Raw genomic sequence first — 12,807 nt, 5'->3', positions numbered from 1 at the left:
CACGCCCGCATCGCCGTCGTGGGCGCGCGTGGATCTGTGCACCACCGAGGACGTGGTCCTGGAACCGGGGGAACGAGTCCTGGTAGGCACCGGTATCGCGGTCGCGCTGCCGGTGGGCACCGTCGGTCTCGTCCATCCGCGGTCCGGGCTGGCGGCGAAGGCCGGCCTCTCCGTGGTGAACGCACCGGGAACCATCGATGCCGGGTATCGAGGCGAGATCAAGGTCTGCCTGATCAACCACGATCCACGCACGGCGATCGAACTGCGCCGCGGCGACCGGATCGCGCAGTTGCTGGTGCAGCGGGTGGAGCTGGTCGACTTCGCAGAGGTGGACCGGCTCGACGATTCGGACCGCGGTGCGGGCGGTCACGGATCCAGTGGGGGACACGCGAGTTTGACGCCGGGCGGTGCGGGCACCGCGAACGGCAAGGAGGCCTGACATGTTCGGACGACGGAAATCGGGCGATCGCAGATCCGAGGAGGATCGATACGACACCGGTGCATACCGCACCGGCGAGTACGAGGAATACGACGAGGGCGGTTACCACCGGGCCGATTACGACGAGCCCTACGCGGAAGAGCCGTACGCCGGCGAGTACGACCAGAGCTACGACGACGGTTACGGCGGGGCGGCCTACAGCGACGCCTACGACGCCGCCATCGACGATCCCGATACCGAACCGCACCGGCGCGGCCCCTACGACTACGACGATGTGGCCGAGGTGCTGGAGAACTTCACCGATACCCGGCTCGATCTGGGCTCGGTGATCATCCCGGTGCCGCCGGGCGGCCAGTTGCAGGTGGAGATGACGCCGCAGGGCACCCCGCAGGCGGTCCACCTGGCCACCGAGCACGGGCGGATCACCGTCGCCGCCTACGCCGCGCCGAAATCCAAGGGCCAGTGGCGTACGGTCGCCGCCGACCTCGCCGAATCGCTGCGCAAGGACAACGCGCGGGTATCGGTCGAGAAGGGCCCGTGGGGCCGCGAACTGGTGGCGGCCACCGAGGGTGCCGATCTGCGTTTCATCGGCGTCGACGGCTACCGGTGGATGATCCGGCTGGTCGCGGCCGGACCGTCGGGTTCCACCGCGGCGGGCAGTCCGCTCGTCGCCGCGGCACGCCAGGTCCTGAGCGAGACGATCATCCGCCGCGGTACCGACGCGCTACCCGTGCGTGAACCGCTGCCGGTGGTGCTGCCCCAGCAGCTCGCCGAGCAGTTGACGGCGGCGCACCAGCAGCAGCAACAGCAGCAGGCCCAGCAGCAGGCGGCCGCCGCGCAGCCGCCGCGGCCGGTGCAGACCCCGGCGGTGCTGCCGCCGCAGCAGCCGCAACAGCCGCGCCGGGGCGCCGAGGGTTCGGCCATGCAGCAGCTCGGCCGCGGCTGATACGCGCCGGCCTGTTCGCGAGATCTCCCGCACCCACCGGCGCCGTTCACGGAGCCGGTGGGTGACGACGGTCCGCCGCGGCGTCCCGTCGCCCGCCGGTCCGCCCGGCGGGCCCGGCCGGCTCTCAGGCGGTCCGGCGTAGCCCCAGCCGTCCGACGATGCCCGGATCCGCGCCCAGTTCGTCGAGCGTGATCTCGGTGAGCACCGAACGCGGTGCCCGGCGCGCCCACTCCCGCCCGACCTCGACCGGATGCACCGGATCGTCGGCCGCGGCGACGACCGCCAGCGGCGCGGCCAGCGATGCCAGCACCGCGGGTTCGGGCCACTTGTACTGGGCGGCCTCCTCCAGTGCGGCCGGCAGTCCGGGCCACTGCCCGCGCCAGGACCGGGTCAGCGCGTCGGCGAGCCAGCCCGGGCTGCTGCCGCGCATCCTTTCGATCACCGGCTCCAGTCCCTCGGCGCGCAGCTGCGCCGCGGTGACCGACGCGCTGAGGGTGGCGGGACAATGCGCGATATCGGGACCCGTCCACGCCGGCAGCGCGGCGACCACTCCGCTCACTCCGGACCCGCCCCGCGCGGCTGCCCATTCGACGGCGACAGCGGCGCCCAGGGAGATACCGGCGGCCAGTACCGGCCCCCGGGCGAGGGCCGCGTCCAGAGCGGCGTGGTAGCTGTCGATGACCCCGGCAGGGTCGGGGTCCACCGCGATCAGATCCAGTCCGAGCGCCGAGCAGGCGGGCCCGAACGCGCGGCGGGCGAAATGCGCGTCCGAGCCGGTCCCGGGCAGGGCGACGACAACGGCCGGGGGTGGGGAATCGAACACCGGACCGAGCGTAGCGGTGCCGCCGGTACCCATCTACAGTGGCGGTACGGCCACAGCCGGGTCGTGGTGAGGAACTTCGGGCGGTATGCGATCCATATCGTCCGCGCACAGGAGAGCAAGCGATGTCTTCCTCGGCAGGAAGAAAAGCGGGCGACAAGTCCGCAACCGGATATTTTCGCCGGCTCGGTCGCAGGCTGACCGAGGATATCGATCAGCTCGACGCCGAGGAGCTGGCGGAGAAGGCGGACGCCTCGGGCGCCTGCCGGGTCTCGGACTGCCGCCGCGGCGAAGAGGCGACCATGCTGGGCCGCCTGCGCAGCGTCGACTCGTGTACGCAGTCGGCCGGTGCGAGCGTCCAGGCGGAGTTCTTCGACGGGACCGACGCCATCACACTGGTGTGGATCGGCCGGCGCCGGATTCCCGGTATCGAATCGGGACGACGCATCATGGTTCGTGGCCGCATCGGTGAGCGAGAAGGCCGTAAGGTGATCTTCAACCCCTACTACGAATTGCGCGGAAACAGCTGACGTATGCCATCGAGCGACGAGTACGCAACGCGGCCGCTGCCGCGCGCCGCGACAGTGCCGGCGCAACCCTCGGGTGAGGGCTCCGGCCCCGCCGAGCCCGATACCGGTGATCCGGAGCGCCCCGAACCCGCCAAGCAGACGATGCTGGAGCAGCTGGGCGGTTTCTCGGGGCTGATCTATTCGACGCTGCCCGTCCTGGTCTTCGTACCCGTCAACACCCTGTTCGGCCTGGCCGTCGCGATCTGGGCGGCCCTCGGGGTGGCGGCCGCCATCCTGCTCTGGCGGCTGGTGCGCCGCGAACCCATCCAGCCGGCCGTCTCCGGTTTCCTGGGCGTGGGGATCTGCGCTCTCATCGCGTGGCGGGTCGGCGAGGCCAAGGGTTTCTTCCTGTTCGGGATCTACACGAGCCTGATCTACGGGGCCGCGTTCCTGATCTCCATCCTCGTCCGGCGTCCGCTGGTCGGGGTGGTGTGGGGATTCCTCAACGGGCACGGCGGCGACTGGCGCGGCGATCCCCGGGTGGTGCGCCTCTACGATGTGGCCACCGTGGCCTGGGTGCTGGTATTCGGCGCGCGGTACCTGGTGCAGAACCATCTCTACGACACCGACAGCACCGGCTGGCTGGCCGCCGCCCGTATCGGCATGGGCTGGCCGCTCACGGCGCTGGCGCTGGTGGTGACGGTCTGGGCGGTACGCCGGGCCGGACATCTGCCGGCCCGCTCCGGCGGTCGTCATACCGCCGAATCCGCCTGACCGGTGCCAGGGTGGGAAATGACCCACCCTTTGGTGTCTATCACCGCGCCGCCGTTCATCGGACGATCGTTATCAGACAACGATCTGCCGAGAGGACTGGCGAATGCGAACCGAACACCACACCGGCACCCGGGCCGAGCGGGGCCGTGACAATCCGGTGCTGTCCCAGAGCCGCCGCGTCTCCGCCGAACTCGACACGCTGGTGGGCCCGGCGGCCGCCGGCGACCGCGCCGCGGTGGCCGAGATCCTGCGGCTGGTGCAGCCGCTGGTCCAGCGGTACTGCCGCACCCGGCTCGGGAACACCGCCCATCTGCACGTCACCGCGGACGATGTCGCCCAAGAGGTGCTGATCGCCACCGTGAGCGCTATTCCGCGCTACCGCGACCAGGGCAAATCATTTCTGGCCTTCGTGTACGGGATCGCGGCCAACAAGGTCTCCGACGCTTTCCGCGGTGCCCAGGCCGATCTGGCCTATCCGATGGCCGAGGTACCGGAACCGGTCAGCACCGCGGCCGGTCCGGAGGAGTGGGCGCTGGCCGCGGAACGGGGCGCCGTGGCCCGGGAGCTGATGCAGCAGCTCAATCCGGTGCACCGGGAGGTACTGGTGATGCGGATCGTGCTGGGGCTGAGCGCTGCCGAGACGGCGGCGGCGATCGGCACCAGCCCCGGCGTGGTCCGGGTCATGCAGTACCGGGCGTTGAACAAGCTGCGGGCGCGGGCGAAGCAGCCCGTGGCGGCGTGAGCGCGCGACCGAACGGATCGGCCGGATGCTGTCGGAGGGTCAGTATTCGGCGTCCTGCGAAGGTGTGAGGCCCGGCGCGGCCCCGGCCGGCGGGACAGTACCGTGCCGCGCCAGGATCACCCGCAGTTCCTCCTCGGCCTCGCTGGAGGCGACGAACAGCAGTTCGTCGTCGCCTTCGAACGGGTCGTCGGGCTGCGGCACGATGACCCGGCCGCCGCGCAGGATGGTGACCAGGGCCGTATCGCGGGGCAAGGTCAGGTTGCGCACCGGTTTCCCGGCCAGTGTCGTATCCGAGGGCAGCGTGACCTCGACCAGGTTCGCCTGGCCCTGCCGCAACGTCATCAGCCGCACCAGATCACCCACCGTGACGGCCTCTTCCACCAGCGAGGCCAGCAGGCGGGGGGTGGAGACGGCCACATCGACGCCCCAGGATTCGTCGAACAGCCACTCGTTGCGGGGATCGTTGACCCGGGCCACCACCCGGCGGACCCCGAACTCGGTCTTGGCCAGCAGACTGTGCACCAGATTGGCCTTGTCGTCGCCGGTGGCGGCGATGACGACCTCGTAGTCCTGCAGTCCGGCGTCCTCGAGCAACTGCAGCTCGCAGGCGTCGGCGTGTACCCAGATCGCGTCCGGCACGGAATCGCGGTCGATATGGTCGAGCTGGCGTTCGAGCAACATGATGTCGTGCCCGGACCGCAGCAGTTCGCGGGCGATGGAGCGGCCGACGGCCCCGGCTCCGGCAATGGCCACTTTCATGATCAGTCCTTGTTCGCGGGGGGTTTCGCGGCCAAGGCGACCGCTTCGCCGGCCGAACCCGAGGTCGCGGCCACATAGACGATGTCCTCGGCCTGCACCACGGTTCTGGCGTCGGGTAATACGCCCTGACCGAACCGGATGACAAATGCCACACGCGCGCCGGTGGCGCTCTCGAGGTCCTCGACGGTGCGCCCGTACCAGTCCTCATGCAGGATCAGCTGCGCCACCGCGACCGTTCCGGTGGGGTCGCGCCAGGTGGTGGTGCCGGCGTCGCCGATGAGGGTGTGCAGGAACCGGTCGGTGGTCCACGGCACGGTGGCGATGGTGGGGATGCCGAGCCGCTCGTAGACGGCGGCGCGTTTGGCGTCATAGATCCGGGCCACGACCCGTTCGATTCCGAACATCTCGCGGGCCACCCGCGCGGAGATGATGTTGGAGTTGTCCCCGGACGACACCGCCGCGAAGGCCCCGGCCCGTTCGATACCCGCCCGGCGCAAGACCTCGCGATCGAAGCCGACGCCCACGACCTGTGTACCGGGGAAGTCCGCGCCCAACCGCCGGAACGCGTCCGGATTGCGGTCGATCACGGCTACCTCGTGCCCTATCCGGACCAGGGCGCGGGCCAGCGACGCGCCCACGCGCCCGCATCCCATGATCACCACGTACACCGTGAACCTCGCTCCTGACTCGGTCTGCCCCTCGAGGCAAGTGAAACAGCCGTGTGGCCGTCGCGAAAGCGAACCGTACCCGCTGGTCCTCGCCTTCAGCCACGTTCCCCCCGACGGGCGCGGTCAAACCCCGGGTTGCGGTGATGCCTCGCAGCGCGACGGGACGCGGGGGCTTATGCTCCGTCCAGTGTCGAAGTTGACGACCGCCACCAAGCGTCTGGTGCTGGGGCGGCCATTCCGTAGTGACTCCCTGGGTCATACGCTGCTGCCCAAGCGGATCGCCCTGCCGGTGTTCGCGTCGGATGCGATGTCCTCGGTCGCCTACGCGCCCGAGGAGATCTTTCTCGTGCTGTCGGTATCGGGTCTGGCCGGTTACGCCTACGCCCCGTGGCTCGGCCTGGCGGTAGCGGTCGTCCTGGTCATCGTGGTCACGAGCTATCGGCAGAACGTGCACGCCTACCCGTCGGGCGGCGGTGATTTCGAGGTGGTCACCACCAATCTCGGTCCCACCGCCGGTTTGACGGTGGGCAGCGCGCTGCTGGTCGATTACGTGCTCACGGTGGCGGTCTCGATATCCTCGGCAGCCTCCACCATCGGCTCGGCGATCCCGTTCATCGCCACCCACAAAGTACTGTTCGCGGTGGCCGCCATCGCGCTCATCACCGCCATGAACCTGCGCGGGGTCCGGGAATCGGGCCGGTTGTTCGCGCTGCTGTCGTATGCCTTCCTGTTCGGAATGTTCACCATGCTCGCGTGGGGTCTGATCAGGATCTTCGTCCTGGGCGACGAGGTGCGGGCCGAATCGGCGTCGTTCGAGCTGCGCGCCGAGGAAGAACATCTCGCGGGGCTGGCGCTGATCTTCCTGCTCGCCCGTGCCTTCTCCTCCGGTTGCGCGGCACTCACCGGCGTCGAGGCGATCAGCAACGGTGTCCCGGCCTTCCGCAAACCCAAATCACGCAATGCCGCGACGACGCTGCTGATGCTGGGCGCGATCGCCATCGTGTTGCTGCTCGGCATGATCGTGCTCGCCCGCCAGGCCCATGTGGTGTTCGCCGAACATCCCGAGCAACTGGTCGGCGCGCCCGAGGGCTATCACCAGAAAACCCTCATCGCGCAGATCGCGCATGCCGTGTTCAGCGGGTTCACTCCGGGCTTCTACTTCGTCGCCGTCGTGACCGCCGTCATCCTGGTGCTGGCCGCCAATACCGCGTTCAACGGATTCCCGGTACTCGGCTCGGTGCTGGCCCAGGCGCGGTTCCTGCCCCGCCAGCTGCACACCCGCGGCGACCGGCTCGCGTTCAGTAACGGGATCCTGTTCCTGGCGGTCGGCGCCATCGCCTTCGTGGTGGCGTTCGACGCGGAGGTGACCCGGCTGATCCAGCTCTACATCATCGGTGTGTTCGTCTCGTTCACGCTGAGCCAGACCGGCATGCTCCGGCACTGGAGCCGTTTGCTGCGCGCGGAGACCGACCCGGGCGAACGCCGGCGGATGATGCGCTCCCGGGCGATCAACGCCCTGGGCCTGGTGGCCACCGGCGCGGTGCTGGTGATCGTGCTGATCACCAAGTTCTTCGCCGGCGCCTGGATCGCCATCGTGACCATGGCGGTCATCTTCGTGATCATGAAGATGATCCACCACCACTACAATTCGGTGGCCCGGGAGCTGGAAGAACACGAATGGGACGGGGTGCTGCCCAGCCGGACCCATTCGATCGTGCTGGTGTCGAAGCTGCATCTGCCGACCCGGCGCGCGCTGGCCTACGCCCGGGCGGGCCGGCCGGACACGCTGGAGGCGATCACCGTGAACGTCGACGAGGACGACACCCGGGCGCTGGTCCGGGACTGGGAGAACAGCGATACCCCGGTACCGCTGAAGGTGATCGAATCGCCCTATCGCGAGATCACCAAACCTGTACTCGACTATGTGAAACGAGTGCGAAAGGACGCGCCGCGCGATGTGGTGACCGTCTTCATCCCCGAATACGTGGTCGGCCACTGGTGGGAGCAGGTCCTGCACAATCAGAGCGCGCTGCGGCTGAAGGGCCGCCTGCTGTTCGAACCGGGCGTCATGGTGACCAGCGTCCCGTGGCAGCTGAGTTCCTCGGCCGGGGCCCGCGCGGCGGGTGAGCCCGCCGCGCCGGGCGCGGTCCGCCGTGGGTACGGCGACAATGGGTAGCGCCGGGGGCGCCGCCCGCCGATCCACGCGAGGCGGACACCGATGACATCGTGGCGCGACCGGCTGCTCGAGGTCCGGCTCGGCGCTCCGGGGCACGGCGGTTTCTGCGTCGCCCGGTACGAGGGGCGGGTGGTGTTCGTCCGCCACGGTCTGCCCGGTGAGCTGGTGCTGGCCCGGGTCACCGAGGATCGCGGCGGGGCGTTCTGCCGGGCCGACGCGGTGGAGATCGTGGAGGCGTCACCGGACCGGGTACCGTCGGCCTGCCCGGTATCCGGCCCGGGCGGCGCGGGTTGCTGTGATTTCGCCTTCGCCACCCCGGCGGCGCAGCGGCGGCTGAAGGCCATGGTGGTAGCGGAGCAGTTGCGGCGTATCGCCGGGATCGAACGGGAGATCGACGTCGAGCCCATCGGCGGCGTGGCGGGACCCGGAGGCTGGCGTACCCGGATCCGGTTGGTCGTGGACGCCGGTGGCCGGGCCGGTGTGCACCGCTACCGCAGCAGTGCGGTCCTCACCGATCTGCGCTGTCCGCAACCGGTATCCGGTGCGCTCGACGGTATCGCGCAGCGTCGCTGGACTCCCGGCGCCGACCTGGTGATCGCGGTAGACGACGAGGGCGCCCGGCATATCGTCGAACTCGCGCCGGCGGTCGCCGAGAATACTTCGCGAGGGGACAGGTCCGGGCGGGGCCGGGGCCGGGGACGTGGTCCGGACGGCCGGCCGGTGGGCCGGCCCGGGTCCGCCCGCGGTCCGCGCGCCGCGACCGGGTCCGCCCGCGAGGAGACCGCAGCGGATGGCGCCGATACCCAGCGCCGCCGCACCGCCGCCCGGCGGGCGGCCGCCCACACCGCGCGGGACGAATGGGTGATCGAGGGCACCGGACGCGCCGTGCAACTGGTCGGAGGCCGCCGGTGGGAGGTCTCGGCCGCGGGGTTCTGGCAGGCGCATCGCGGCGCCGCGCAGTGCTATTCGGATCTCGTCGCGCAGTGGGCGCGCCCGGATCCGGGCGCGCACGCGTGGGATCTGTACGCCGGTGCCGGAGTTTTCGCCGCTCGCCTCGCCGAAGGGACCGGGCCCGGGGGCGCGGTCCTGGCCGTCGAATCCGCGGCCGGGGCGGTGGCCGACGGTACGGCCGCACTGACCGATCTGCCCTGGCTGAGCCTGCGCGGTGACCGGGTCGAGCGGTGGGTGGCCGGTCGCGGTGGTCCGCGGCCCCAGGTCGTGGTACTCGACCCGCCCCGGGCCGGGGCCGGAAAGCCGGTGGTCGAATCGGTGACCACCGCCGGACCGGAGCGGATCGTGCATATCGGTTGCGATCCGGCCGCCTTCGCCCGCGACCTGCGGTTGTATCTCGACGCCGGCTATCGGCTGGACGGGCTGCGGGCCTTCGACGCCTTCCCGGCGACCCATCACGTCGAATGCGTCGCGCTCCTGCAACGGTGAGCCGCCCGGCCCGGATCAGTCCAGCTGCCAGGTGACCCGCAGGGTCGCGGCGACCTCCTGTTCGCCGGATTCGATCGGCACCGCCGGCGCCGATGCCGCCACCATCCGCACTCCGCCCGATTCCCGGGGCGGATACGGGGGCCCGGCGGTGTGCTCGGTGATCTCGAGCACGGGGCCGAGATCACGCGCGGCGCGGCGCGCGTACTGCCGGGCCTTGTCGAGGGCGTTGTCCCAGGCCGCGTCGCGGGCCCGGGTCAGCACGCGTTCCCGGTCGGCGTAGGTGTGACGCAGACCGCCCAGGCGGGCGTCGTCACCGCCCGCGGTCACGGCGTGTGCGATCACCTCGGCCGGATCGGTACGCGGGGTATCCGGCGCACCGGGCGGCCGCTGCGGCAGGATGAGGTCGAGGGTGGTGGTCGCGATATAGCCGGTGATCCGAGAGATACCGTCCTGCCAGGCTGTATCCGCCCGCACCGAGAGCAGGCCGGTGGTGATATCGGTATCGGGCACCCCGTCGCCGCGCAGCGCCGCGGTGACGGCCGCCACGCGCCGCCCGGCCTGTTCGTAGACCAGGCCGACCGTGCTCGCCCGGCATTCCACGCCGATCGAGACGACCAGCCGGTCCGGGGTCGCGCGTACCGTGCCCTCGCCGAATACGGTCACCGTCGCGGTCTGCCGCCCGCTCATCCGGACCTCCTCGCGTCGTCGTCGCGGCGTTCACCGGTATGCCGTCGTGGCGGGCGCCCGGGGAACGCGGTTCGCGCGGCGCCCGCCACTCACCTTAGGCTGGACCGATACACCGGACCGCGGATCCGGCCCGCGGCGGCGGTATCCATCGCACGCATCGGCGTGGATGTCCATCGCACGCCGCCCGGGTGGTGCAGTCGGCCGCGGCTCATAGACTGGTCGGATCAACTGCGCTATCCGGAGGGAGCGAATCAGGTGGGAGTGCTTTCCCGGGTCGATACGCCCGAAGACGTGCGTCGGCTGTCGGTACCGGAACTGCGGGAACTGGCGGCGGAGATCCGTGAGTTCCTGGTCCACAAGGTCGCCGTCACCGGCGGGCACCTGGGGCCCAACCTCGGGGTGGTGGAACTCACCCTGGCATTGCACCGGGTTTTCGATTCGCCCGCCGACCCGTTGATCTTCGACACCGGGCATCAGGCCTATGTCCACAAGATCGTGACCGGTCGTAAGGATCAATTCGACACGCTGCGCCGGAAGGACGGCCTGTCCGGTTATCCCAGCCGCGCCGAGAGCGAGCACGACTGGGTCGAGTCCTCGCACGCGTCGGCGTCGCTGTCCTACGCCGACGGCCTGGCCAAGGCGTTCGCCCTCACCGGGCAGGACCGCCATGTCGTCGCGGTGGTCGGCGACGGCGCCTTGACCGGCGGTATGTGCTGGGAGGCGCTGAACAATATCGCCGCCGGACCCGACCGCTCGGTGGTGATCGTGGTCAACGACAACGGCCGCTCCTACGCGCCGACCATCGGCGGCCTGGCCGAACGGCTCACCGCTCTACGCACCCAGCCCGCCTACGAACATATGCTCGACACCGGCCGCCGGATCCTGAAAAGCATTCCGCGGGTGGGTGATTCCGCGTATTCGATGGTGCACGCGGTCAAGGCCGGCATCAAGGACGCGGTGAGTCCGCAGGAGCTGTTCAGCGATCTCGGGCTCAAATACGTCGGTCCGGTGGACGGCCACGATCCGGTGGCCCTGGAATCCGCTCTGCGGCACGCCAAGGATTTCGGCGGGCCGGTGGTGGTGCACGCGGTCACGCAGAAGGGTCACGGCTACGAACCGGCCGAGAACCACGTGGCCGACCAGATGCACGCCTGCGGCCCCATCGACCCCCTCACCGGCGAATCGGTGAGCAAGGGCGGTGCGGCGAGCTGGACCTCGGTCTTCTCCGCCGAGCTGATCGCCCATGCCGAACGCCGCGACGATATCGTCGCCATCACCGCCGCCATGCCCGGGCCCACCGGGCTCTCCGCCTTCGGTGACCGGTTCCCGGACCGGTTGTTCGATGTCGGGATCGCCGAACAGCATGCCCTGGCCTCGGCGTCCGGGCTGGCGCTGGGCGGGCTGCATCCCGTGGTGGCGATCTACTCCACCTTCCTCAATCGCGCGTTCGATCAGCTGCTGATGGACGTGGCGCTGCTGAAACAGCCGGTCACCCTGGTACTGGACCGGGCCGGGATCACCGGCGCCGACGGCGCCAGCCACAACGGTATGTGGGACCTGTCGCTACTGGGGATCGTGCCCGGGATGCGGGTGGCCGCCCCCCGTGACGCGACCACGCTGGCCGAGGAACTGTCCGAGGCGCTCGCGGTGAACGACGGCCCGACCGCCCTGCGCTTCCCGAAGGACAGTGTGGGCGCCGATATCCGCGCGCTGGAGCGGCTGGACGGGGTGGATGTGCTGTGGCTGCCGGACCGGGAGGGGCCCTCGGCGCGCACTCAGCACGGTGACGTGCTGATCGTGGCGGTCGGGGCGCTCGTCCCGGCGGCGCTGCAGGCCGCGGAACTACTGGAGGCCGAGCAGATCACCGCCACCGTCATCGACCCGCGCTGGGTGCTGCCGGTCTCGGACACCATCGTCAAACTCGCGGAGAACTACCGGCTGGTGGTCACGCTCGAAGACAGCGGCCTGCACGGTGGGATCGGCTCCTCGATCTCGGCCCGGCTGCGCGGCGCCGGCCTGGATACCCCCGCCCGCGATATCGGTATCCCGCAGGAGTTCCTCGACCACGCCAGTATTCCGCAGGTCCGGCAGGAACTCGGACTGACCGCGCCCGATATCGCCCGCCGTATCACCGGCTGGCTCGACGCCCGCTGACCGCCGTCGCGCTACCCGGCCGGTTGGTCGGGTAGCGCCGCCGCGAGCGGGGCGACGGTGAGTTCGCGTTGCCAGGGCCGGGCCCCGTGCTCATCGAGGAAGGTGTCCACCGCCGCGTCCGACCCCGCGGCGGTCTCCGAGCCGGGCCGGTAATCGGGCAACCCGTCCCAGCACAGGCGGCGGACCAGGTCGGGGGCCAGCAGATTCTCCACCGGCACGTTCACCTTCTCCGAGATCTGCGCCATCACCGCGCGGGCCCGGGTCAGCCGGGCCGCGGCCACCGGATCTCGTCGTTCCCAGCGGTTCACCGGTGGTGGCCCGTCGTAGGCCTGGCTCATCCGCGGTAACTCGTCGTCGGGCAGGGCGCGGGCACGCTCCACGGCGCCGAGCCATTCCCGCGAGTACCGGCGCTGCCGCGGTCCGCCGAACACCGGTAGTTCGCGGAGCTGCCCGATGGATTTCGGATCGGCGCCGGCCGCGGCGACGATCGCGGAATCGGGCAGGATGCGGGACGGGGCGATATCGCGGCTGCGGGCCAGCGCGTCACGGGTGGTCCACAATTCCCGCACCGTCGCCAGTTGCCGCGCCTTGCGCAGGGTGTGGATCCCGGAGGTACGCCGCCAGCGATCCGGTTTGGGCCCGGCCGGTTCGGCGCGCCGGATATATTCGAATTCCTGTGCGGCCCATTCGGTC

General features: G+C 70.4%; 13 protein-coding genes. 8 read left to right on the top strand and 5 right to left on the bottom strand.

Annotated elements, in window-relative coordinates:
• A partial coding sequence (gene dut, locus ACWDU1_RS19405; RefSeq protein ID WP_450000254.1) for a dUTP diphosphatase occupies window positions 1-439 on the top strand: 439 nt, incomplete at its 5' end.
• Window position 440: 1 nt separating this feature from the next.
• Window positions 441-1,385 carry a DUF3710 domain-containing protein gene (locus ACWDU1_RS19400; RefSeq protein WP_450000253.1) on the top strand — a complete coding sequence of 315 codons (945 nt, stop codon included), beginning with the start codon at window positions 441-443 and terminating at the stop codon, window positions 1,383-1,385.
• Window positions 1,386-1,509: 124 nt separating this feature from the next.
• On the opposite strand, the gene ACWDU1_RS19395 is transcribed toward ACWDU1_RS19400, so the two are convergent.
• Complete coding sequence (locus tag ACWDU1_RS19395; RefSeq protein WP_450000252.1) at window positions 1,510-2,208, bottom strand: alpha/beta hydrolase; 699 nt, start codon at window positions 2,206-2,208, stop codon at window positions 1,510-1,512.
• Between the two features lie 122 nt (window positions 2,209-2,330).
• Here ACWDU1_RS19395 and ACWDU1_RS19390 point away from each other — a divergent pair, with 122 nt between their 5' ends.
• From ACWDU1_RS19390 to shbA, 3 genes are all read left to right on the top strand, one after another.
• Window positions 2,331-2,735 carry an OB-fold nucleic acid binding domain-containing protein gene (locus ACWDU1_RS19390; protein ID WP_357423583.1) on the top strand — a complete coding sequence of 135 codons (405 nt, stop codon included), beginning with the start codon at window positions 2,331-2,333 and terminating at the stop codon, window positions 2,733-2,735.
• Window positions 2,736-2,738: 3 nt separating this feature from the next.
• Entirely contained in the window at window positions 2,739-3,488 is a 750-nt protein-coding gene (locus ACWDU1_RS19385; protein ID WP_450000250.1) for a DUF3159 domain-containing protein, read from the top strand.
• Between the two features lie 103 nt (window positions 3,489-3,591).
• Window positions 3,592-4,230 carry an RNA polymerase sigma factor ShbA gene (shbA, locus tag ACWDU1_RS19380; RefSeq protein WP_450000248.1) on the top strand — a complete coding sequence of 213 codons (639 nt, stop codon included), beginning with the start codon at window positions 3,592-3,594 and terminating at the stop codon, window positions 4,228-4,230.
• A 39-nt stretch (window positions 4,231-4,269) separates the two neighbouring features.
• Here shbA and ACWDU1_RS19375 read toward each other — a convergent pair whose 3' ends face one another.
• Window positions 4,270-4,989, bottom strand: a complete 720-nt coding sequence (locus ACWDU1_RS19375) for a potassium channel family protein (RefSeq protein ID WP_450000246.1) — start codon at window positions 4,987-4,989, stop codon at window positions 4,270-4,272.
• A gap of 2 nt (window positions 4,990-4,991) precedes the next feature.
• Window positions 4,992-5,657: a potassium channel family protein gene (locus tag ACWDU1_RS19370; RefSeq protein WP_450000244.1), complete on the bottom strand. Its 666-nt coding sequence runs from the start codon at window positions 5,655-5,657 to the stop codon at window positions 4,992-4,994.
• Between the two features lie 187 nt (window positions 5,658-5,844).
• On the opposite strand from ACWDU1_RS19370, the gene ACWDU1_RS19365 reads away from it, so the two are divergent.
• Window positions 5,845-7,833 (top strand): APC family permease, encoded by a 1,989-nt coding sequence (locus ACWDU1_RS19365; protein WP_450000242.1) that lies wholly within the window; start codon window positions 5,845-5,847, stop codon window positions 7,831-7,833.
• A 42-nt stretch (window positions 7,834-7,875) separates the two neighbouring features.
• Window positions 7,876-9,273 carry a class I SAM-dependent RNA methyltransferase gene (locus ACWDU1_RS19360; RefSeq protein WP_450000241.1) on the top strand — a complete coding sequence of 466 codons (1,398 nt, stop codon included), beginning with the start codon at window positions 7,876-7,878 and terminating at the stop codon, window positions 9,271-9,273.
• Window positions 9,274-9,288: 15 nt separating this feature from the next.
• Here ACWDU1_RS19360 and ACWDU1_RS19355 read toward each other — a convergent pair whose 3' ends face one another.
• Entirely contained in the window at window positions 9,289-9,960 is a 672-nt protein-coding gene (locus ACWDU1_RS19355) for an SIMPL domain-containing protein (protein ID WP_450000239.1), read from the bottom strand.
• Between the two features lie 255 nt (window positions 9,961-10,215).
• Here ACWDU1_RS19355 and dxs point away from each other — a divergent pair, with 255 nt between their 5' ends.
• Complete coding sequence (dxs, locus tag ACWDU1_RS19350; RefSeq protein ID WP_450000238.1) at window positions 10,216-12,114, top strand: 1-deoxy-D-xylulose-5-phosphate synthase; 1,899 nt, start codon at window positions 10,216-10,218, stop codon at window positions 12,112-12,114.
• A gap of 11 nt (window positions 12,115-12,125) precedes the next feature.
• On the opposite strand, the gene ACWDU1_RS19345 is transcribed toward dxs, so the two are convergent.
• The coding region (locus ACWDU1_RS19345) for an HRDC domain-containing protein (RefSeq protein ID WP_450000236.1) at window positions 12,126-12,807 on the bottom strand (682 nt) is incomplete at its 5' end.

This window comes from Nocardia sp. NPDC003345 (genome assembly GCF_053589395.1).
The sequence above is the reverse complement of the archived record's forward strand: the minus strand, read 5'-3'. Positions and strand labels throughout refer to the sequence as shown.

Bases quoted from the DNA above. Each gene is read 5' to 3' on its own strand.
- ACWDU1_RS19400 (WP_450000253.1), top strand. From the start codon at position 441: ATGTTCGGACGACGGAAATCGGGCGATCGCAGATCCGAGGAGGATCGA.
- ACWDU1_RS19390 (WP_357423583.1), top strand. From the start codon at position 2,331: ATGTCTTCCTCGGCAGGAAGAAAAGCGGGCGACAAGTCCGCAACCGGA.
- ACWDU1_RS19385 (WP_450000250.1), top strand. From the start codon at position 2,739: ATGCCATCGAGCGACGAGTACGCAACGCGGCCGCTGCCGCGCGCCGCG.
- shbA (WP_450000248.1), top strand. From the start codon at position 3,592: ATGCGAACCGAACACCACACCGGCACCCGGGCCGAGCGGGGCCGTGAC.
- ACWDU1_RS19375 (WP_450000246.1), bottom strand. From the start codon at position 4,989: ATGAAAGTGGCCATTGCCGGAGCCGGGGCCGTCGGCCGCTCCATCGCC.
- ACWDU1_RS19360 (WP_450000241.1), top strand. From the start codon at position 7,876: ATGACATCGTGGCGCGACCGGCTGCTCGAGGTCCGGCTCGGCGCTCCG.
- ACWDU1_RS19355 (WP_450000239.1), bottom strand. From the start codon at position 9,960: ATGAGCGGGCGGCAGACCGCGACGGTGACCGTATTCGGCGAGGGCACG.